Origin of the sequence: Oceanisphaera submarina, from assembly GCF_046521305.1 — a bacterium.
In the GTDB taxonomy this organism is placed as follows: domain Bacteria; phylum Pseudomonadota; class Gammaproteobacteria; order Enterobacterales; family Aeromonadaceae; genus Oceanimonas; species Oceanimonas submarina.
Genome location: NZ_JBKGFN010000005.1, coordinates 118140 through 139637, shown reverse-complemented (window position 1 = coordinate 139637; position 21498 = coordinate 118140). Strand labels below are relative to the sequence as shown.

Genomic DNA, 21498 nt, shown 5'->3' with positions numbered 1-21498 from the left:
CTAGCGTCGTAACGGCAGATAGATAATAAATTCGGTGCGCCCGGGACTGCTTTGGGTTTCGATACGGCCCTGATGCTGATGGATCAGATCCTGGGCGATAGACAGCCCCAGGCCGGTGCCGCCGTCGCGACCGGTCACCATGGGGTAGAACAGGGTGTCGCGCAGGGGGTCGGGAATGCCGGGGCCATTATCGATAATGCGGATTTCCGCCGCCAGTCGGTAGCGGCGGCCCTGCAGCATCACCTGAAAGGCGGTGCGGGTCCGGATCTGGATATGACCGTGGTCGCCCAGTGCCTCGACGGCGTTGCGGACTATGTTGAGCAGCGCCTGTTGCAGTTGTTCCGGGTCCATCTCGAAGTCGGGAATGCTGGGATCGTAATCCCGGCCGAGACCGATGCCGGGCGGAATTTCCATCGCCACCAGACGGCGCACCTGCTCCAGTACCGAGTGCAGGTTGGCGACCTGGCGCCGGCCGGGGCGCTGAGGGCCCAGTAACCGGTCGACCAGGTTACGCAGTCGGTCCGCCTGCGCGATGATCAGCTGGGTGAACTCCTTCAACTCTTCCCGGGGCAGCTCTCGTTCCAGCAGCTGGGCGGCTCCGCGCAGGCCACCCAGCGGGTTCTTGATTTCGTGTGCCAGGCCCCGCACCAGCTCCCGGGCTGCCTGCTGCTGGGTGCGCTGTTGCAGCTCCTGGCTGATTTTCTTCTGCTGGTCGATCAGTCTGAGTTCGATCAGCGCCCGGGTCTGCCCCCGCTCTGGTAACGACAAGGGCAGGGGGGTGACACTGACCTCGACCCAGCGCGGTACGCCGTCGATCATCAGCTGCACCTCGCTGTCGGTAAAACCTTGTTCGGTATAGATGCAGTGTCTGATGCGGGCCATATCCAGTGAAATATCTTCTTCCGCCAGATTGAGCGGCATCGCCTGCAGCCGGCGCTTGCTCAGGGGCAGCAATTGTTCGGCGGCGGTATTGGCAAACAGCACCTTCAGTTCGGCATCCACCACCAGCACCGCCGTGAGCAGGTTATCTATAATCGCTTGTACGTCTGGCTGGGATCCCGACACCGGTTTGTCCTCTTGTCTGCATTTGCACCACCATGGTGCATGCATTCTAACCCGAATTCGGCGTTCTTGCCGCTCGGGGGCTGCATGGTGCCGGCATACCCCGCAGGGGGCCGGTACTTGTATCGCTACTGGTATCGTAAGAATGCAAGAAACCTGCCGGTTTGCCAGAACGCATCAAGGGGTCGAACGATGCGGTCAGGGATATTGAATAATATAGTTAGCAAGAGCATAATTAGCATGCTAACTAATTTGGAGGTGGCGATGAAAACCCTGGGAATGGCTCTGGCCTGCCTGGTTCGGCAGTGGCGCTGGCTCAACGATGAACGACTCAAGCCACTGGGGCTGACCCAAAGCCGCTGGATCACCCTGACACATCTGAAATATGAAGATGGAATCCAGCAACATCAGCTGGCGCGCCGGGTAGGGGTGGAAAGTCCGTCGCTGGTGCGCACCCTGGACGGGCTGGAACAGCTGGGGCTGGTGGAACGCAGGGTCTGTGCCGATGATCGCCGTGGCAAGAGGGTGTACCTGACGCCGGCGGTGCGTCCGCTGATGGATGAGATGGACGCTGTGCTGGATCAGACCCGCCAGCAGGTGCTGGCGGGTCTGAGTGAACAGGAAATCAAGGAGTTCAATCGCATGGTGGCCCACATCAACCAGAACCTTAACGGGATCTGTGATCACAAAGAATAACGTAACCGAGGTCATCATGACGCCAGAACAGAGTTTCAGCCGCTGGATAAAAGTGGCCCTGAGCGCTTTCTTTCTGCTTTTTGTTTATTTCGTCATCGTCGACAACTATATGCCGATGACACCGGAAGCCCGCATCCAGCGCTATGTGGTGCCGGTCTCGGCCCGGGTATCCGGTCAGGTCAACCGGGTGCATGTGATCAACAATCAGCGAGTAGAGCCGGGGCAGTTGCTGTTTGAACTGGATGACAGCGATTATCAACTGGCGGTCAAGCGGGCCGAGCTGGCGCAGCGTCAGGCGCGGGTTGCGCAACAGAGAGCGCAATCCGGTCTGGAAGAAGTGAAGGCCGAGGCTCACAAGGCCGAACTGCAGGTGAATGAGCAGGCCCGGGAGGCGGCGCGAATAGCCCGCTTGCATCGACAGGGTCATATGTCGCAGCAACAGCTGGAGCAGGCCAACACCAGCACCAGTCTGGCCCGTGATGTACTCACCGTGGCCGAAGCTCGCCGGCAGGAGGTAGAGCAGTCGCTGACGGCGGCAGCCATTGCGGTCGAACAGACCGAGGTGGCTTTGCGCCAGGCCCGGCTCGAGCTGGCCCGCACCCGGGTTCAGGCGGAAAGTCGCGGTCGCATCGGCAATCTGCAGTTACGCCAGGGTCAGCATGCGGCGGCAGGTCAGCCGCTGATGGCGCTGATTTCCGATCAGGCCTGGGTAAGTGCGGACTTGCGCGAGAAGAGCCTGCGCCATGTGCAATCCGGTACCCCGGTAGATATTATTTTCGATGCCCTGCCGGGACAAGTTTTCGCCGGCCATGTCACCAGCATCGACAGCGGGGTTCGAGAGGGTCAGCAGGCGGCCGACGGGCTGCTGGCCCAGCCGGTCAATTCCGATCGCTGGGTGCGCGACGCCCAGCGTCTGCGTACCCATATTGCGCTGGATGACACCTGGCCGCCGCTGGCCACCGGTGCCAAGGCCACGGTGCAGCTGTATCCGGTCGATAATCCGGTGCTGAATGGCCTGGCCGCCATGCAGGCGCGAGTGGTCAGTCTGCTGCGTTACCTGTATTGAGGAGATGGCGATGGAATTGACCCCAGATCGGCTGCGCGTCTGTCTGCGCATCGCCTTTGGCAGCGCCGCCGGTATGCTGATTGCCAAGATGATGAACTGGAACTTCGGGGTCTTCTTCACCGTCTATCCCATGCTGTTGCTGGGCATGGTGCCGGTGCTGAACCGCTTCGTCAGCCTGCAGTTTATTGGCTCATCGTTGCTGACCTCGCTCGAGATCATGGTGCTGCCCGGCTTGCTCAACCACTGGCCCCCCGCCTTTACGGTGGTGGTGTTCTGCCTGTTTCTGGGCCGCTTCCTGCTGATGGCCAGGGGGCCCATGCTGTTGTTTGGTGCCTCGGGGTGCGTCAGCCTCAGTATCATGCTGCATTTTTCCAGTTACCGGCAGTTTGATCTGGCCGACATGGCGATGAGCAATATCACCGCCTCTGTGTTATCGGTGGCGTTGGCGTACATCGCCTACGCTATGCTGCCCAATCGTGAGCCGCCGGCCGCACGAGCGCTACCGGCCAAGAACGATAATATCGTTCGCCATCAGGCGCTGCTGGGCGCCATAGTGGCGACTCTCAGCTTCACGGTGTTTCAGACGGTGGACCTTGTGGACTCTCTCTCGGCTCAGGTGGCGACGGTACTGGTGCTGTTTCCCATGAGCTTTGTGGGGGCGGTGCAATCGGGTCGCCAGCGCTGCATTGGCACCCTGCTCGGCTGCGCCCTGGGTTTGCTGACCCAGCTGTTTCTATATAACTATTATCACAACCTGCTGCTGCTGCTGCTGTCATTCTGGTTGTGTGTCATGGTGTTTGCGCGCTGGCACGTGAAGGAAGGCATGCCTGGGGTGGGTTTTGCCGGCCTGACCACGGTGGGCATTCTGTTCGGCCAGTATGTGTCACCGGAGCACGATTTGGTGTACAGCGCCCTGTACCGCATGAGCTCGATGACGGTGGCCATACTGCTGACCCTGTGCTGTGTGTATCTGGTGCATAAGGTTCTCAACCTGTTTCCTTCCACCCGGCACGAGATCCTGGGGTAATCCAGTGCGAGGGGGAGGCGCACGTCAGAAGCCGGGAGGGCAAAGGGCCTGCTCCGCCGGCTCGCCGTAAACCCTTCCCCCAGATGCAAACAAAAAAGGCCCGGTTTCCCGGGCCTTTCACTTTCCAGCTTACCGCTTAAACGGAATAGTACAGGTCGTATTCCAGCGGGTGAGTGGCCATGTTGATGGTTTCGGCTTCAACACGCTTGTACTTGATGTAGGCGTCGATGAACTCGTCGCTGAACACGCCGCCACGAGTCAGGAACTCGCGATCCTGGTTCAGGCTGTCCAGCGCGTTGTCCAGAGACACGGCCACAGTCGGGATCTCGGCGGCTTCTTCCGGCGGCAGATCGTACAAGTCCTTGTCCATGGCATCGCCCGGGTGGATCTTGTTCTGAATACCGTCCAGGCCGGCCATCAGCAGTGCGGCGAAGCACAGGTACGGGTTGGCAGCCGGATCCGGGAAGCGGGTCTCGATACGACGAGCCTTGGGCGAGCCGACCAGCGGGATACGGATAGAGGCTGAACGGTTACGGGCCGAGTAGGCCAGCATGACCGGGGCTTCAAAGCCGGGTACCAGACGCTTGTAGGAGTTGGTAGCCGGGTTGGTGATGGCGTTCAGGGCGCGAGCGTGCTTGATGATACCACCGATGTAGAACAGGGCGGTTTCAGACAGGCCACCGTACAGGTCGCCGGCGAACAGGTTTTCACCGTTCTTGGCCAGAGACTGATGCACATGCATACCGGAACCGTTATCCCCTACCAGCGGCTTGGGCATGAAGGTGGCGGTCTTGTTGAAGGCGTGCGCGACGTTGTGAACGACATACTTGTAGATCTGAATTTCATCGGCCTTCAGGGTCAGAGTATTGAACTTGCAGGCAATTTCGTTCTGGCCGGCAGTCGCTACTTCGTGGTGGTGAGCTTCAACCACCAGGCCCATCTCTTCCATCACCAGACACATGGCGGAACGGATGTCCTGAGAGGAATCGATCGGGGCAACCGGGAAGTAGCCGCCTTTCACGCCGGGTCTGTGACCCTTGTTGCCTTCGGCATATTCGCTGCCGGAGTTCCACTTGGCTTCTTGATCATCAATCTTGAAGAAGCTGCCGGCCATGTCGGTATGGAAGCGCACGTCATCAAACATGAAGAATTCGGGCTCGGGGCCGATCAGTACGGTGTCGGCGATGCCGGTAGATACCAGATATTCTTCGGCGCGGCGCGCGATGGAGCGCGGATCGCGGTCATAGCCCTGCATGGTGCCCGGCTCGAGCACGTCACAGCGAATGTTCAGGGTGGCGTCTTCGGTGAAGGGGTCCATCACCGCGGAGGCCGGATCGGGCATCAGTACCATGTCGGATTCGTGAATGGTCTTCCAGGCAGTCATGGAAGAACCATCGAACATCTTGCCTTCTTCGAAGAAGTCGTCGTTTATCTGATTGACCGGAATACTGATGTGCTGCTCTTTACCCTTGATATCGGTAAAACGCAGATCGATGAATTTGACATCGTGTTCCTTGATCATGTCCATTACGTTTTCTACTGACATGGATTTCGACCTCCAAAAATAATCATCCTAGGGTTTGATGAACAAATTCATCAGTTGCCAGATATAAAGCGAAAACTGTGCCACATTGCCAAATGCTTGTCACACTAGTGTTTTACCCCGATGTTCGGGAAACCGTCACGACCAGGGTGCTCTGACTTGCACTTGATTGGTGCATGATTGGATCTTTTTGGTGCATCTGGATCCGGCGCAGATCATCATGGTGCATTCGGCGCCACTTGGGAAGTTGTCGAGCAGTAATTTTCAATTCTGCTAGGCAGATCCGAGGTGGGCGAGTAAAATGACGACGATTTTTTATCCACCCCCGGTATTTTGAGGCAGGAATGTTAGATAACTTACGTAATATCGCAATCATCGCGCACGTCGACCACGGTAAAACCACCCTGGTAGACAAGCTTCTGCAGCAGTCCGGTACACTGGAAAGCCGTGGCGAAGCGGAAGAGCGAGTCATGGACTCCAATGACATAGAGCGGGAGCGCGGCATTACCATTCTTGCCAAAAATACCGCTATTCGCTGGACTGCTCCCGATGAACAGGGATACCGCATCAACATAGTAGACACTCCAGGACACGCCGATTTCGGTGGTGAAGTGGAACGGGTTATGTCTATGGTTGACTCGGTACTGCTGCTGGTTGATGCGCAGGAAGGTCCCATGCCGCAGACTCGCTTCGTGACCCAGAAGGCATTTGCCCAGGGCCTGAAGCCTATTGTTGTTATCAACAAGGTCGACAAGCCCGGTGCTCGTCCCGACTGGGTACTGGACCAGATTTTTGATCTGTTCGACAACCTGGGCGCGACCGACGACCAGCTCGACTTCCAGGTTATTTATGCTTCCGGCATCAATGGCTGGGCGTCACTGGACGTGGACCAGCCCGAGCCGGACATGACAGCGCTGTTCCAGACCATAGTTGATCAGGTTCCGGCACCCGATGCGGATCTGGAAGGTCCGCTGCAGATGCAGATCTCCCAGCTTGATTACTCCTCTTATGTCGGCGTTATCGGCATCGGCCGCATCAAGCGCGGTACCGTGCGCGTTAACCAGCAGGTCACCGTGGTAGGTGCCGATGGCAAGTCCCGCAATGGTAAAGTTGGCATGGTTATGGGTTACCTGGGCCTGCAGCGTACCGAAGCGACCGAAGGTAATGCCGGTGACATCGTGGCCATTACCGGTCTGGGCGAGCTGAAAATCTCCGACACCGTATGTGCTCTGGGCTCTGCTGAAGCACTGCCGCCGCTGTCTGTAGACGAGCCGACCGTTACCATGACCTTCCAGGTCAACAACTCACCGTTCGCCGGTAAAGACGGCAAGTATGTTACTTCCCGTAATATCATGGAGCGTCTGACCTCCGAGCTGGTGCACAACGTGGCATTGCGTGTTGAGCAGGGTACCGATCCGGATAAATTCCGCGTATCTGGCCGTGGTGAACTGCACCTGGGCATCCTGATCGAAAACATGCGCCGTGAAGGCTACGAGCTGGCCGTATCTCGCCCCGAAGTTATTCTGAAAGTAGAAGACGGCGTCAAGCTGGAACCTTTCGAGAACCTGACCGTAGACGTGGAAGAAGAGCACCAGGGCTCCGTGATGGAAAAGCTGGGTGAGCGTAAAGCCGAAATGACCGATATGGTGCCGGATGGTAAAGGTCGTGTACGTATCGACTTTACTGTACCAGCCCGTGGTTTGATCGGTTTCCAGACCGAATTCATGACCATGACCTCCGGCTCCGGTCTGATGAACCACAGCTTCGACCATTACGGTCCTCATAAAGGCGGTACCATCGGTGCTCGTACCAACGGTGTACTGATTTCCAACGGCAAGGGCAAGGCTTCTGCTTACTCGCTGTTCAATATTCAGGAACGTGGCCGTCTGTTTATCGATCACGCCACCGAAGTATACGAAGGCATGGTCATCGGTATTCACAGCCGTGCGAACGATCTGACGGTTAACTGCATTAAAGGCAAGCAGCTGACCAACGTTCGTGCGTCGGGTACCGATGAAGCGCTGACGTTGGTAACGCCGATCAAGATGACGTTGGAGCAGTCACTGGAATTCATCAGTGACGACGAGCTGGTTGAAGTGACGCCGAACCACCTGCGTATTCGCAAGCGTGCTCTGACTGAAAACGAACGCAAGCGTGCCGGTCGCGATTAATTCCGACTCGCTAAGCTAAAAAAGGGCGCCTCGGCGCCCTTTTTTATTGTGCATTGGCGGGGATTTCGGGGAGGGGTTCCCGGCGTGATGATATCCGACTGGCACTGTGACTGATTAATTTGCCACAATGGATATCCTTTAGTAGCGAAACGAGGTCCTTATGAGTCAAGTTATCGCGCAGGTTGTTTATCGGCTGCACTTTATTCGCGAGCATGGTCTGGATTTCGGTCGTTTCATGCTTAAACGGATACAAAAGGACCGGCTGACGGTCACCGCCGGTTATCTGGCTTACATCACCCTGTTGTCACTGGTGCCGATGCTCGCCGTGATTTTTGCCATGATGTCGGCCTTTCCCATGTTCGGCGAGTTGCGGGACACCATTCAGCACTTTGTTTTCACCAATTTCGTGCCCGCCGCCGGTGAAGTGGTGCAGGAGAAAATCCAGGGCTTCGTCGATAACGCCTCAAAAACGACGGCGGTCGGGGTAGCGGCCCTGGCGATCACCGCCATGTTGTTGATCTCCGCCATCGATCAGAATTTCAACTATATCTGGCGGGTCACCCATAAACGGCGGGTGTCGGTTGCCTTCGCCACCTACTGGATGATATTGACCCTGGGGCCCATTCTGGTGGGGGCCAGCCTGGTGCTGACCTCTTATATCACCACCATACGCCTGTTTGATGACGACGTGCTGGGTATAGGCCCCGGCTTGTTGTCGTTTCTGCCTTTTATGCTTTCTACCATGATGTTTGTGGTTTTTTATATGGTAGTGCCCAATGTGCGGGTACGTTTCAGCCATGCCATTTGCGGGGCCCTGGTGGCGGGCTTGTTGTTCGAGATAGCCAAGCGGGGCTTTGCCTTTTATATCGTGAAGTTCCCGTCTTACGAGGCCATTTATGGCACCCTGGCGACGGTACCCATCCTCTTTGTCTGGGTTTATCTGAGTTGGCTAGTGGCGTTGCTGGGGGCCGAAATGACCGCCAGCCTCGGTGACTATGAACGCCGCCAGGGGCTAAGCTTTGAGGACGAGAATCCCGATTCGCCCGAGGACCTTGATTGATGAGAACCCTGTATCCGAGTATTGGCGCCCATCGCCAGCAGTGGTTATCGGTGTCGCCGCGACACCGACTCTATGTGGAAGAAAGCGGTAACCCGCTCGGCATTCCGGTGGTGGTGTTACACGGCGGGCCCGGTGCCGGTACCAGCGCCGAACACCGGCGCTTTTTCGATCCCGAGCGTTATCGCATCATTCTGTTCGACCAAAGGGGGGCCGGTCAGTCAGAGCCCCATGCCGAACTGGCCGATAATCACACTCAGGCGCTGCTCGCCGACCTGGAACAGATCCGCGATACGCTGAACATTGACTCCTGGCTGGTATTCGGTGGTTCCTGGGGCTCAACCCTGGCCCTGTGTTATGCCATCGATCATCCCGATCGGGTGCGGGGCCTGGTGCTGCGCGGCCTCTTTCTGGGCCGGCAGCAGGATCTGCACTGGCTCTATCAGCCCGATGGTGGTGCCGCCCAGCTTTTTCCCGATTATTATCGGGATTTTCTGGTCCCTCTGGAGGGGGATGCCCGCCACCTCTTGAACCGTTACTATCGCCTGCTGACCAGCAGTAACGAACTGGCCCGGCTGAATGCGGCCCGGGCCTGGGCTATCTGGGAAGGGCGCATCGCCACCCTGTTGCCGAAGACAGACGCCGAGGCCTGTTACGGCGAGGCGCATGCCGCCCTGCCGTTGGCGCGAATTGAGTGTCACTATTTTATAAATAACTGTTTTATAGAAGAAAACTATATCATCAAGCATCTTGATAAGGTGCGTAAGATACCCGCCGTATTGATTCATGGCCGTTATGATGCCATCTGCAAACTGGGTGGCGCCGTCAGTCTGACGGAGCACTGGCCGGAATTAATGTTGCAAATTGTACCGGGAGCCGGACATTCCGCCTTTGAACCGGGTATTATAGACGCGCTGGTGAAAGCCACCGATCAGATGGCGAAGGAGTTGGCGCAGTCATGATAGCCCTGATCCAGAGAGTGAGTTCGGCGTCGGTCGAGGTGTCCGGTGATATGGCAGGGGCCATAGGGCCCGGCCTGCTGGTGCTGCTGGGGGTGGAACGAGGTGATGACAAGGGACGCGCCGACAAGCTGCTTAACAAGGTGCTCGGTTATCGGGTGTTCGGTGACGATGCCGGCAGGATGAACCTGAACCTGCGCCAGACCGGTGGCAGCCTGCTGGTGGTATCGCAATTCACCCTGGCCGCCGATACCCACAGCGGCCTGCGGCCCGGCTTTTCCCGCGGTGCCGCGCCGGCAGACGCCGAACGCTGGTACGACTATTTCGTGATGGCGGCACGGGATCAGGGCATCGCCACCGAGTCGGGGCGCTTCGGCGCCGATATGCAGGTCAGCCTGACCAATGATGGTCCCGTCACCTTCTGGCTGCAGGTTTGAAGCCGTCAGGCTGATGTAACCAAACTTTACTCTGCCGCACCTCGCGGCAAGATATCTCAAGAATAATCACAACAGGAGCAGACCATGTATCGTGTGGTCACCCCGCAATCGGAAGCGGAACTTGAAGCCTATTATCAGCTACGCTGGTTGCTGCTGCGCAAGCCCTGGCAACAGCCAAGGGGCTCGGAGCGGGACGAATTCGACGAATATGCCCACCATCGGATGATGGTGGATAACACCGGCAATCTGGTGGCCGTGGGTCGGCTGTATGTCAGTGGCGACGAGGCCCAGATCCGCTTTATGGCGGTGGTGCCCGATTGTCGCGATCATGGCCTGGGTACCCGAATGGTACAGGCCCTGGAGCAGGTGGCCCGCCAGCTGGGTGTGCGTCGACTGGTGATGAATGCCCGGGAAGAAGCGGTGGCGTTTTATGGCCGCTGCGGCTTTACCGTGGTGGGTGAAGGTCCCATCAGTTTCGGCAAAATCCCCCACCGGCAGATGATCAAGGCGCTGACCTCGATTCATCAAATTCGCCACCGTCCCGAGCTCTGTGACGAGCTGCAGCGTCAGTGGCACAGACGCATTCCCATCAGCGAGAAGATGGGTATCAAGATCATTCAGTACACCGGCAGCAGATTCAAAACCAAGGCCAACCTGACCGCCAACCTCAATCTGCATGAATCGATGTTCGCCGGCAGTATTTACAGCCAGTGCGTGCTGACCGGCTGGGGCCTGATCTGGCTGCAGATGCAGGAATTCGGGCTGAGTGGCGACATAGTGCAGGGTAGCGGCGACATCAAGTACATGACCCCGGTATGGGACGAGCCCACCGCCGAGGTACAGGGGCGGCTGCGCGAGCAGCTGATGCCGTTGCAGGCCGGTGAGCGGGTGCGAATAGAGCTTAACGTGACCCTGTATAGCGGCGAACACAAGTCCGCCAGTTTCACCGGCCGCTACGTGATACTGCCACACTGAGCATGGCGAAAGGAGCTGGACCTTTGGTCGAGGTGGAAGCTATTAACGCGCCTGCTGTTCCAGTTTGCGTACCGCCTCTGTGAGGCGACCGGGTAGTCCGGCGGCGGGGTAGGGCACAGGGCCCCGGTACCAGGGCTGGCAGGGGGTATTCAGTTCGGGCTGATGCAGACGCAGCCGCGGAGCACGCCATGTGTCTTCCAGCCGAATGGCCAGCTCCCGACAGCCTTGGTCATTGATAGTGCCCAGCTCCAGCAGCCAGCGTCCGGCGAAGTCCAGCGTCCCGCGAATCGCCAGCAGGTGGCGTACGCTTTGTATCGCACTGCCATCCAGCTGCCAGCGACCTTGTTTGACCGCACCTTTAAGCTCGGCACGGTAGATAAAGCCGTCGCTTTGCTCCAGATCCAATGCCGCCAGTAGCGGGGCTACCCGGGTCGGGTGGCGATAGTCTTCGCCCAGCCGGTGTTTCAGCCAGTCATCCAGCCCCAGTTTTTCGATGAAGATATCGCGGCCATCCAATGTCAGCGAGCCTTCCCAGCTGGCGGGTTGGCGAAGCGTTCCGGCGAGGTCGGCACTGATATCCAGTTGGCCGGAAAAATCGCGTTCGGCCTGCAGCCAGTGGCTTAACCGCCGTAATTCCAGTTCTTTCCCTTCCAGCCGGATTTTGCCCTGATGGGGCGGGTAGAGCCCTAGGCTGCCATCGAGGTTGATGCGGCCGTCGAGGGCGTCGGTGCTCAGCTTGTCCAGTAACAGCCGGGTATCATCGAGCCGGGCATTGAAATGGCCATGGCGGGCGATCAGGCTGTCGAAGGCAACTTCGTTCCAGCTGCCTTCCAGCCGAGCCTGTTCGCTGAGCGGACGCCACTGGGCGGCTGACCAGGCTAGATCGGCGATAAACAGCTCACCGCCCAGCAGTGACAGCGGCAGCCTGGGATCCAGCGACAGCAACTCGCCCTGGTTCAGGTTGAGCTTGTGAATGCGGACATCCGGCACCGGCCAGTACAGATCCGGCTGCCAGTTCAGCTTGTTGCCCTGCAACTGCAGGTCGTCGATATCCAGCCGACCCTGCTGCGGATACCAGCTCAGCTCGGAGTCGAAGGTGCCCTGATAGGCCCTGCCCCTGACATTGAGCCCCAACTGTTCCCGGCTGCTCAGCAGCTGCCCCTGATGATTGTCCAGCCGCAGCCAGTCCAGTACCGCCTCCTCGGCCTTCCAGGTACCTCTGGCCTCGGGCAGGCCGCCGTCCTGCCATTCGAGGTAGCGAATATCACCGTCGATGCCGTTGGCGGTCAGCGTAGGACTGGTGATGCTGACGTCTTTGATGTGGGCGCGGTTGAGCAGCAGAGTCCAGTTTTGAGCGAGCCGGGGCAGCTGTTCGAATTGCAGCTTGTTATGGCTGAATTGTGGCGCGTTCAGGGTCAGCTCCCGCGTCGGCAGGTTCAGGGTCAGGGCCGAATCGAACAGGCCGCCGAACAAGCGGCTCTGCATCCGCTCCAGCATCAGTTGCCGCTGGCTGATATGACCGGCCAGGTTTATCTGGGCCATGTCCAGCGCGGGGTGGGACAGCTGGCGCAGCTGGCCGCTGACTTTGAGATCCGACCACCATTGCCATTCCCCCTGGCGCCTGGGCTGCCACTGGCTCAGGGCGAGATCGGCACCCCCGACCTCCCAGTCATTCCAGGTCAGGCTCAGGTTCTTGGTGTTCAGCTCGTCTATGGTGATGTTGGCCAGGTTGTCCGGCAACGCCAGCTCGGTGGCGTTATCCAGCTGCAGCTTGCCGTCGATAAGGTCCAGGGTGGCGATGCGGGTCTGGCCCGACAGCGGCGACAGCGTTGCCAGCTGCAGATACAGCTGACGGGCGCTGAACCAGTTGCCCAGTTGCACGTCTTCCGCCAGCAGGGTATAGGGATGCAGGGGGTTGAATTCCAGGCGGCCTATGGTGAGATCCAGCTCGGTGTGTTCGTTGAGCCAGCCCAGCACCGGCTTTTTCAGTTGATTGGCATCAAAAACACTGAGCAACAGCCAGCCGGCCAGCAACAGTACCAGCACCGACACCAGCAGATATTTGGCCAGCTTCTTCATGATGCATCCCTTTAAAATCCGATACTTGTATCATACATAGCTTGAACTGGGGCGGAAATAGCCTGCCATACATAGCCTGTCTTTTCGTCGCTGATACCAATCCCAGTAATGATTTGATCATATTGAAGCCCCAGACCAGAGGCAACAGAGCCGCCTCCCTCGACACGCTACGGATAAACGATACTCACAGTTTCAACCTGCTGCGAACATTCACCGGATGTTCGGTCAGGTTGAAACCGTTCGTCACGGCGAGGCAGGCTCGCCCCCTGTAAGCCCGGACATGCCATATGGCATGTCACGGTCGTGGGAGCCGTTCTCTGTTGCCTCTTCTGGCATACCGAGTTATCCGCAGACAGGCCAACAGGCGACTCTGTAGTATCAAGGAGGACAAAGGGATCTGCTCCGCCGACCCTCCGCGCCAGGGAGGGGGCGGCGGAGCCTACATGGAGATATTCACGGCGTGTCGACGGAGCGGGCCCTTTGGCTGCTGCATGCACGATTGGTGACCCAATGCAGCCTTAGACCTTTCCGTAGTGATCCCTTTGTCCCAGCCAGCGCCGGATCAGCGGCTCCACCACCGCCGGGTGGAGGTCGGCCAGATAGCGGGCCAGCCTCTGCACCTCGGGCAACAGGGCCTGATCGCGTACCAGATCGGCAATCTTAAGGTCCGCCAGCCCGGTCTGGCGGGTGCCGAGCAGTTCGCCCGGACCGCGAATTTCCAGATCCTTCTGGGCGATGATGAAGCCGTCGTTGGTGTCGCGCAGCACCCCCAGGCGCTGGCCGGCGGTCTTGGTCAGGGGGGCGTGATAGAGCAGTACGCAGTGGGAGGCCACGGCACCCCGGCCCACCCGGCCGCGCAGCTGGTGCAACTGGGCCAGGCCCAGGCGTTCTGGGTTTTCGATGATCATCAGCGAGGCATTGGGCACGTCCACCCCCACTTCGATTACCGTGGTGGCGACCAGCAGGTCCAGCCTGCCGTCCTTGAAGTCGGCCATCACCGCCTGTTTTTCTGCTGCCTTCATGCGACCGTGTACCAGACCGACCTTCAGCTCCGGCAGCTGAACGGTCAGCTCGGCGGCGGCATCTTCCGCCGCCTGGCATTCCAGCATCTCGGACTCGTCGATCAGGGTGCAGACCCAGTAGGCCTGGCGACCCTGTTCCCGGCAGACCTCCCGCACCCGGGCGATGATGTCGTCGCGACGGGTGTCGGGCATGGCGACCGTGGTCACAGGGGTGCGGCCCGGCGGCAGTTCGTCGATGATGGAGGTGTCCAGATCCGCATAGGCGGTCATCGCCAGGGTGCGGGGAATGGGGGTAGCGGTCATGATCAGCTGATGCGGGTAGAATTCGCCCTGGCTGCCCTTTTCGCGCAGGGCCAGCCGCTGGTGCACGCCAAAGCGGTGCTGTTCGTCGATGATCACCAGTTCCAGGGCGTTGAACTGTACCTGTTCCTGAAACAGCGCATGGGTGCCGACTATCATCCCCAGCTCGCCATTGGCCAGCCGTTCCAACTGCTCGGCCCGGGCCTTGCCCTTGATTTTTCCCGCCAGCCAGCCGACCTGGATACCGAGCGGGGCCAACCAGGCGGCGAAGTTGTTGGCATGCTGCTCGGCTAGCAGTTCGGTGGGCGCCATCAGCGCCACCTGGCCCTGGTTGCCGATCACCTGCAGCGCCGCCAGCGCCGCCACCAGGGTCTTGCCGGAGCCGACGTCACCCTGTACCAGCCTCATCATGGGCACGTTTTTCTGCAGATCGGTGCCGATTTCGGCGACCACCCGCCGCTGGGCAACCGTGGGCGCAAAAGGCAGCCGGGCCAGAAAGTCGTCAATCAGCCGGCGGGGGTAAGACAAGCCCCGGGCCCGGTGGGACTGACTCTGCTCTCGTACCTTGAGTACCGACAGGTTATGGGCCAGCAGTTCTTCCATCACCAGCCGTTGCTGGGCCGGATGTTTGCCTTGTTCCAGTTCGAACAGGGCCACGTCGGCGGGAGGGCGGTGCAGCAGGCGTACGGCATCGTTCAGGCCCAACTGCCGGCCGTAGAGGCCATCGGGCAGCCATTCCTGCAGTGGTTGCTGCTCCAGCAGCGCCAGGGCCTGCTCGGTGAGCTGGCGCAGGCTTATCTGGCGCAGCCCTTCGGTGGTGCCGTACACCGGGGTCAGGCTGGCTTCGGCGGCCACCGGCTGGTCGTCCTGCTGCAGGCTGTACTCCGGATGGATGATTTCCAGGCCGTGATGACCGGGCCTGATCTCGCCGAAGGCCCGTAGCCGGGTGCCGGCGGTGAGGTTGTTCTTCTGGGCTGCGGCGAAGTTGAAGAAACGCAGGGTCAGGGTGCCGCTGTGATCCCGCATGCGGCAGACCAGCATGCGTTTGCGACCATAGCTGATATTGCTGTCGACGATTTCGCCGATCACGGCAACATGCATACCGGGCATGAGCCCGGCGATAGGGCAGACCCGGGTGCGGTCTTCATAGCGCAATGGCAGGTGAAACAGCAGATCCTGCACCGTCTCCAGACCCAGCCGGTGCAGTTTTTCCAACATCTTGTCGCCCACGCCCTTGAGCAGGCTGAGGGACATCTTGTCCAGATTCATAACGGCCCCACCCTGTAAATATATACAGAGAATAGCAGCAAGCGCTGGAAGCTTGAAGCGGGTTGAGGGGCGAGGGCTGGGGACTCGCCAGCTCCCAATCCCGTATCCCGGGTGTTACAGCAGCCGCTTGAGCAGTACGTTGGCACGAGTACGTTGTACCCGTTTGAGCAGCTTTTGTACCGGGGCGGGGTAATCACAGAGCTCTTCGATTTCCGAGAAATGCTCCAGTCGTCGGCAATGTTCGAGGATATTGGCTTTTTCTGCCTCGAAGTCGGCCTGTAACAGCCGATCCGGATCCTGTACCAGTAGCCCGTTTTCCAGATCCAGGCCCCAGGCGCGGGGATTGAGGTTGTTACCGGTAATCACCGCCAGATCATCATCCACGAACAGCCCCTTGAGATGATAGGAGTTGCGGTCGTGATGCCACAGCATGATGTTGAGCTTGCCCTGGTAGACATAGGTCTGATGGGCGCGGGCAAAGCGGCGCAGGTTGGTTTCGTACAGATAAGGCAGGCCGCCTATGGTACGAAATGGCTGCTCCGGTGGAATATAAAAATCGTTGGCGGTCTTGTCGCCGATCACCAGGGTCACTTCGATGCCTTTTTTCAGCAAGCCGCGAATATCCTTGGCCAGGGGCTTGGGCAGATTGAAATAGGGGGTGCAGAGAAACAGCCTTTCCCGCGGGCTGCGCAGCAGGTTGCGAATGGCGCGGTTGAGCCGGTTGCCGAGTTTGCCCAGGCCGGCCAGGGGGGTGACCGCCACCTGGCCCGCCCGACGTGGCATGGACTCAAACTCGTAGCGGGTGCGCTTCATCTGCTGTTTGAACTGACGAATAACATGGCGCAGCTGGCGGGCACTGGGGATGGGATTGGCCGTCAGCAAGGGCACGGCCGGGTTATCGGCAAAGAGCCGGTCCATGTAGTCGACCATGGTGTCAGCCAGCGTGGCATCGGTGAATTGGTGATAGCGGTCGAAGCGGTAGCGATCCTCTTGATGCAGGTAGATATCGTTGAGGCTGGCGCCGGAATAAAGCAGGATATCGTCGAACACGAAGCCTTTGAGGTGCAACACGCCCAGAATTTCCCGTCCCTTGACCGGTACTCCGTAAATGGCGATGGGTTCCGGATAACGGGCGGCAAATTCCTGATACATCTGGTGGTTGCCGCCCTGGCCCTGATGGCCGATCAGGCCACGCTGGGCCCGATGAAAGTCGACGAACAGGCGGATATCCAGGCTGGGGCGAGCCTGTTTGGCCTCATAGAGGGCGGTCAGAATTTCACGGCCGGCTTCGTCGTCCTGCAGATAAAGCGCCGCCAGATAGATGCGAGTATGCGCGGTGGCGATCAGCTCCAGCAACCGTTGCTTGAAGCTGCGGGCAGAGTGCAGTACCTGCACCTGATCGGCATTTACCGCCAGCGTAGGCAGTCGTTCCAGCAAGGCGCGGTAGTCATTGGCTAGTGGCATAGGTGGACCCGGTTAATAAGACTGTCGTGCAGGACCATACCCGCACGACAAGATTCGGAGCAGTTTACCGAATTTTGAGGAAAGTCAGCAAACAGTAGCGACTGTAAGCCGTAAGTTCGTAATACGAAGGAGCAGCAGGGTTACCTGCGCCGACACGCTTCAAGCTCATCCATGGGACGCTCGGCAAATGCCGTCCATGGCATTTGACGGTCGGCTACGGCAATTCCTGCCGCTTCTAGTCCCTAATCCCCAGGCGTCTTACAGTGGTCGGGTGGCTTGCTCCAGCCAGGCCAGATCATCGCCACTCAGCTGCGGGCTGAGCTGCTCCCATACCGTCTGGTGGTACTGGTTCAGCCACCGGACATGCTTGGGTTCGAGCCAGTCGACATCAAGCAGTCGGGTATCGAAGGGCACCAGGGTCAGGGTCTCGAATTCGAACACCGGAATTTCGCCGTCGGTGTCGGCGGGCTGCACCACCTGCAGGTTTTCGCAGCGGATGCCGAAGCCGTCTTCCCGGTAATAACCGGGCTCGTTGGAGACGATCATGCCGGTGGTCAGCGGTATCATGCTGCCCTTGGGCGAAATGCGCTGTGGCCCTTCGTGCACGCTGAGGTAATGGCCCACGCCGTGCCCGGTGCCGTGGTCGAAGTTGTAGCCCTGCTGCCACAGGGGCATGCGGGCCAGGGCATCCAGCTGCAGGCCGCCGGTACCGGCGGGGAAGCGGGCGCAGGCCAGGTCGATATGGCCGCGCAGCACCAGGGTGAACAGCTTGCGCATCTCGTCGTCGGGCCGACCGACCGCCACGGTGCGGGTGATATCGGTGGTGCCGTCCAGATACTGGCCGCCGGAGTCGACCAGATAGATGGCGTCCTGTCCCAGGGCGCGCGGGGTACCGTTGTCGTGGTGGTAATGACACATGGCGGCATTGGGTCCCAGTGCCGATATGGTGTTGAAGCTGGGTTCCACAAACTCCGGATGCTGTCGGCGAAAGGCCGCCAGCCGGTCGGCCAGGGTGCCTTCGTCTTCCTGCTCGGGGTTCGGCTGCTGGAGCCGGTTGTCCAGCCAGGCCAGAAAACGACTGACGGCGGCACCATCGCGCAGGTGGGCGGCGCGGCTGCCGTTTACTTCCACCGGATTCTTGCAGGCCTTGGGTAACATGCAGGGGTCTTCGGCAAACACCAGCTCGGCCCCGGCCTGGCTCAGTATCAGAGCGCTCCAGGCATTGGCGGTGTGCGGGTCGAGTTGTACCCGGGCGCCTTGTTCGCCCAATGTCTGCAGGGCGGCCTCCAGCTCGCCGACGGGCGCCAGAGTCACGTCCTGTCCGCAGTGAACCTGCAGGTCGAGGCCTTCGAATTTGTCCGTATCCGCAAACAGCTGTACGGCGCCACTCCGGTGCAACAGGGCGAAGCCCAGCACTACCGGCAGGCAGTCGATATCCCGGCCGCGAATATTCAGCAGCCAGTTGATGGGCTCGGCCTGAGTCAGCAGTTGGGCATCGATCTTGCCAGCGGCCAGGGTGTCGGCGATGCGGCTGCGCTTGGCCTCGCTGTGCTGGCCGCTGTATTCCTGGTCGAGCAGCAAGGCGGGGCGGCTGGCCGGTACCGGCCTGTCGTGCCAATGGCTGTCGATCAGGTTGCCATCGACCGGCACCAGCATGATGTTGCTGGCGGCCAGCCGGGCTTCGGCATTCCGGTGCCAGTGATGGCTGTGCAAGCGGGGATCGAAACCCACCCGGCTGCCGGGAGCCAGCTCGGCGAGCAGCCAGTCCAGATAGGGTTCGGCAATCAGGTGGTGATATTCAAACAGCGCCGGATCGCACTGATGGCGCACCTGAACCGTGTAGCGGCCATCCACGAACACGGCGGCCTTGTCGGCCAGCACTACGGCGGCACCGGCTGAGCCGTTGAAGCCGCTTATCCAGTTCAGTCGCTCGGCATAGGGGGGAATGTATTCGCCCAGGTGCTCGTCGTCGTGGGGCACGATAAAAGCGTTCAGACCCTGTTGTGTCATGCTGTTGCGCACAGCGTTAATGCGAGAGGCATGAGTCATGGTGTCTCCTTAGCGAGAAATAAGCAGTTGTTTGATGGACTGGCCCGCCGTTTCGATATGTTGTTTCAACAGGGCGGCGGCTTCAAATTTGCGTCGTTCCCGGCACAGCATCAGCAGTTGGGTATGTTCCCGTTCGGCGGTAGTGATGCCCTGGCGGGAATGAAGCAGCTCCATCTGAATGTAGCGGTCACAGCTCAGGTTGATCTGATCCACCAGCGCCTGGGTGCGGGGTCGTTGGGCCGGGCCATAGAGGGTGGTATGAAAGCGGCGGTTGAGTTCGCTCCAGCGTTCGACATGGGTGCCGGTTTCCAGTATCTGGTCGAACTCCGCCAGTATCTGTTCTGCCTGCTGCAGATCGGCTTCGGTGAGCTTGTCGACGGCGTGGAACAGGATGTCGCTTTCGAGCATGGCGCGCAGATAAAACAGCTCGTCGATGGCTGTGATGTCCAGCTCGGTTACCACTGCACCCCGATGGGCCTCGAAGCGCACCAGCCCCTGGGCTTCCAGCTGCATCAGTGCCTCGCGCACCGGTACCCGACTGACGTTCAGCTCCTGGGCCAGAGTGTCCTGGCGCAGGGGAGCACCGGCGCCGAATTCCCCTTTGAGGATGCGGGCGCGAAGCGTTTCGACCACCGACTGAGTCAGGGTTTTGTAAGGCGTTCGGCTCATCTGAAATCGTATACGGTTTGCGATGGAGTCACTCTACTCTGCCTTGATACGGTTGGCAAACGGGGCCTTCGAGGGTGGGAACCGGATGTTCCCGGTCCCTGTTACCGGAGTTTTTTGGCCCCTATTTTCAACTGCTGGATAAACAGCGCCGCCACTATCATCGACAGCCCGATCAGGGTGGCGGGGTAGATTTCTTCGCCCACCAGAAAACGCAGCAGCAACAGCGAGGCGAAGGGCGAAATGAAAATGAGGTTGGAGATGCGGGCGGTATTTTCGGCATAACGCATGGCCAGCAGCCACATCACGAAGGCGAACCCCATCTCGAACAGCCCCACGTAGATGGCACCGACCCAGCCCTGCCAGGCGGTGAGATTAAAATCGGACCACAGCGCCGTGGCCAGCGCCACCAGAGGCAGTGCCAGCAGAAAACTCAGGGTCAGCGCCACCAGCGGATCGTCCTGGTTGCGTGCATTCAGGATCCAGTAACCGGCCCAGAGCAGGGTGGAAAACAGCGCCAGTGCGACGCCCAGCGGATCTTCGAAGTCCAGGCTGAGCAGGTTGCCCCTGGTGGCGATCACCATGGCGCCGAGGTAGCCGAGCACTATGGCTATCCAGTCCTGTTGGCGGATTTTCTGGCCGAGAAAGGGCACCGCCAGCAGGGTCAGGGTGATGGCCCAGGTGTAGTTGAGCGTTTGCGCCTGCTGGGCCGGTAGCCGGTCATAGGCCTGAAACAGCACCAGATAATAGAGGGCCGGATTGATCAGCCCCAGCAACAGATAATAGCCGGGGCGGGCGCAAAAATAGCGTGCCAAATAGGTCAGTTTACCCTGCCACGCCAGTATGCCGAGCAGCAGCAGCAGAGAACTGAAGGTGGCGACCAGCAGCAACTGGGCCGGAGAAAAATAACCGAGCGACAGCTTGAAGGCGGTGGCGACGGTAGACCAGCAGGCCACGGCCCCGAGTCCGAACAGATAGGCTTTTTTCTGATTTTTCATATTGTTATCAACTGGTTTGTGAACAATGGTTGTCAACCCGTGCGAGAGGGGGCCAGTGTAGGAAGCCAGGAGGCTAGGGGCAAGGGGCAGGTGTCATGGTTATTCCAATTCTTCGAAGGGGCGACATTTTTCTTTTTCCAGCAGCAGCTCTTCCAGGATGTTGATCCGTTCGCACAGCCGACGGTTTTCCGTTTCCAGTTTCTGCAGTCGGTCGTCGATTTCGCCCTGAGTCCGGCCCTGATGTATCAGTAGCAGTACCAGGCCGATGGCCAGCCCCAGCAACAGTATCCACAGCAACATGACGGTTCCCTCCGGTGTGAAAAGGTCAGTCTATACCAATTGGGTTAAGTTTAGGGTCGAGTACCAATCACCTCGCCCAGCGTTGTCTATCGGCGACAGGGACATGCCGGGGACGGCAATTCCGAGCCCCCATGGGGCAGCTTGCTGCCTGCATCAAGAGTGGTGACGGACCAGACATTCAGTGAATGTTTGCAGCCATCGCCAAACGCAGATGGCCTTAGCCCATGGCGTGTCGAGGGAGGCGGCTGTGTGGCCTCTGGTCCGGGGTCTCAATATGACCATATCATTATTGGGATTGGTATTAGTTGGGTGAGCATAAATAAAGAAAGGGCTGCCTGAGGCAGCCCTTCGATTCACT

Annotated in this window: 17 protein-coding genes; 8 read left to right on the top strand and 9 right to left on the bottom strand. The window is 59.3% G+C overall.

The window, feature by feature from the left end:
* Positions 1-1110: a nitrogen regulation protein NR(II) gene (gene glnL, locus ACLEIV_RS07180; RefSeq protein ID WP_410455962.1), complete on the bottom strand. Its 1110-nt coding sequence runs from the start codon at positions 1108-1110 to the stop codon at positions 1-3.
* Positions 1111-1302: 192 nt separating this feature from the next.
* On the opposite strand from glnL, the gene slyA reads away from it, so the two are divergent.
* Genes slyA through ACLEIV_RS07165 form a run of 3 tightly spaced genes read left to right on the top strand, consistent with a single transcriptional unit; the run spans position 1303 to position 3851 of the window.
* Positions 1303-1758, top strand: a complete 456-nt coding sequence (gene slyA / locus ACLEIV_RS07175) for a transcriptional regulator SlyA (RefSeq protein ID WP_410455961.1) — start codon at positions 1303-1305, stop codon at positions 1756-1758.
* Between the two features lie 16 nt (positions 1759-1774).
* Positions 1775-2824, top strand: a complete 1050-nt coding sequence (locus ACLEIV_RS07170; protein WP_410455960.1) for an HlyD family secretion protein — start codon at positions 1775-1777, stop codon at positions 2822-2824.
* Between the two features lie 10 nt (positions 2825-2834).
* On the top strand, positions 2835-3851 hold the full coding sequence (locus ACLEIV_RS07165; RefSeq protein ID WP_410455959.1) for a DUF2955 domain-containing protein: 1017 nt from the start codon (positions 2835-2837) through the stop codon (positions 3849-3851).
* Positions 3852-3987: 136 nt separating this feature from the next.
* On the opposite strand, the gene glnA is transcribed toward ACLEIV_RS07165, so the two are convergent.
* Positions 3988-5397 carry a glutamate--ammonia ligase gene (glnA, locus tag ACLEIV_RS07160; RefSeq protein ID WP_410455958.1) on the bottom strand — a complete coding sequence of 470 codons (1410 nt, stop codon included), beginning with the start codon at positions 5395-5397 and terminating at the stop codon, positions 3988-3990.
* 341 nt (positions 5398-5738) lie between these two features.
* Between glnA and typA the strand changes: the two genes are divergently transcribed.
* The 5 genes from typA to ACLEIV_RS07135 all read left to right on the top strand — a co-directional run bounded on the left by typA (position 5739) and on the right by ACLEIV_RS07135 (position 10993).
* Positions 5739-7565 (top strand): translational GTPase TypA, encoded by a 1827-nt coding sequence (typA, locus tag ACLEIV_RS07155; protein ID WP_410455957.1) that lies wholly within the window; start codon positions 5739-5741, stop codon positions 7563-7565.
* Between the two features lie 160 nt (positions 7566-7725).
* Positions 7726-8625, top strand: a complete 900-nt coding sequence (locus tag ACLEIV_RS07150; protein ID WP_410455956.1) for a virulence factor BrkB family protein — start codon at positions 7726-7728, stop codon at positions 8623-8625.
* Positions 8625-9584, top strand: a complete 960-nt coding sequence (pip, locus tag ACLEIV_RS07145) for a prolyl aminopeptidase (protein WP_410455955.1) — start codon at positions 8625-8627, stop codon at positions 9582-9584. Before ACLEIV_RS07150 ends, pip begins: the two co-directional genes overlap by 1 nt.
* Complete coding sequence (dtd, locus tag ACLEIV_RS07140) at positions 9581-10018, top strand: D-aminoacyl-tRNA deacylase (RefSeq protein ID WP_410455954.1); 438 nt, start codon at positions 9581-9583, stop codon at positions 10016-10018. The genes pip and dtd overlap by 4 nt, the downstream gene beginning before the upstream one ends.
* A gap of 84 nt (positions 10019-10102) precedes the next feature.
* On the top strand, positions 10103-10993 hold the full coding sequence (locus ACLEIV_RS07135; protein WP_410455953.1) for a bifunctional GNAT family N-acetyltransferase/hotdog fold thioesterase: 891 nt from the start codon (positions 10103-10105) through the stop codon (positions 10991-10993).
* 42 nt (positions 10994-11035) lie between these two features.
* On the opposite strand, the gene ACLEIV_RS07130 is transcribed toward ACLEIV_RS07135, so the two are convergent.
* The 7 genes from ACLEIV_RS07130 to ACLEIV_RS07100 all read right to left on the bottom strand — a co-directional run bounded on the left by ACLEIV_RS07130 (position 11036) and on the right by ACLEIV_RS07100 (position 21140).
* Positions 11036-13072 (bottom strand): AsmA family protein, encoded by a 2037-nt coding sequence (locus ACLEIV_RS07130; RefSeq protein ID WP_410455952.1) that lies wholly within the window; start codon positions 13070-13072, stop codon positions 11036-11038.
* Positions 13073-13590: 518 nt separating this feature from the next.
* Positions 13591-15663, bottom strand: a complete 2073-nt coding sequence (gene recG, locus ACLEIV_RS07125; RefSeq protein WP_410455951.1) for an ATP-dependent DNA helicase RecG — start codon at positions 15661-15663, stop codon at positions 13591-13593.
* A gap of 114 nt (positions 15664-15777) precedes the next feature.
* On the bottom strand, positions 15778-17127 hold the full coding sequence (pssA, locus tag ACLEIV_RS07120; RefSeq protein ID WP_410455950.1) for a CDP-diacylglycerol--serine O-phosphatidyltransferase: 1350 nt from the start codon (positions 17125-17127) through the stop codon (positions 15778-15780).
* 258 nt (positions 17128-17385) lie between these two features.
* On the bottom strand, positions 17386-19176 hold the full coding sequence (locus ACLEIV_RS07115; protein WP_410455949.1) for an aminopeptidase P family protein: 1791 nt from the start codon (positions 19174-19176) through the stop codon (positions 17386-17388).
* 9 nt (positions 19177-19185) lie between these two features.
* Positions 19186-19845, bottom strand: a complete 660-nt coding sequence (locus ACLEIV_RS07110; protein WP_410455948.1) for a GntR family transcriptional regulator — start codon at positions 19843-19845, stop codon at positions 19186-19188.
* A 101-nt stretch (positions 19846-19946) separates the two neighbouring features.
* Positions 19947-20840 carry a DMT family transporter gene (locus tag ACLEIV_RS07105; RefSeq protein WP_410455947.1) on the bottom strand — a complete coding sequence of 298 codons (894 nt, stop codon included), beginning with the start codon at positions 20838-20840 and terminating at the stop codon, positions 19947-19949.
* A 99-nt stretch (positions 20841-20939) separates the two neighbouring features.
* Complete coding sequence (locus tag ACLEIV_RS07100; RefSeq protein ID WP_410455946.1) at positions 20940-21140, bottom strand: hypothetical protein; 201 nt, start codon at positions 21138-21140, stop codon at positions 20940-20942.
* Between the last annotated feature and the right edge of the window lie 358 nt (positions 21141-21498).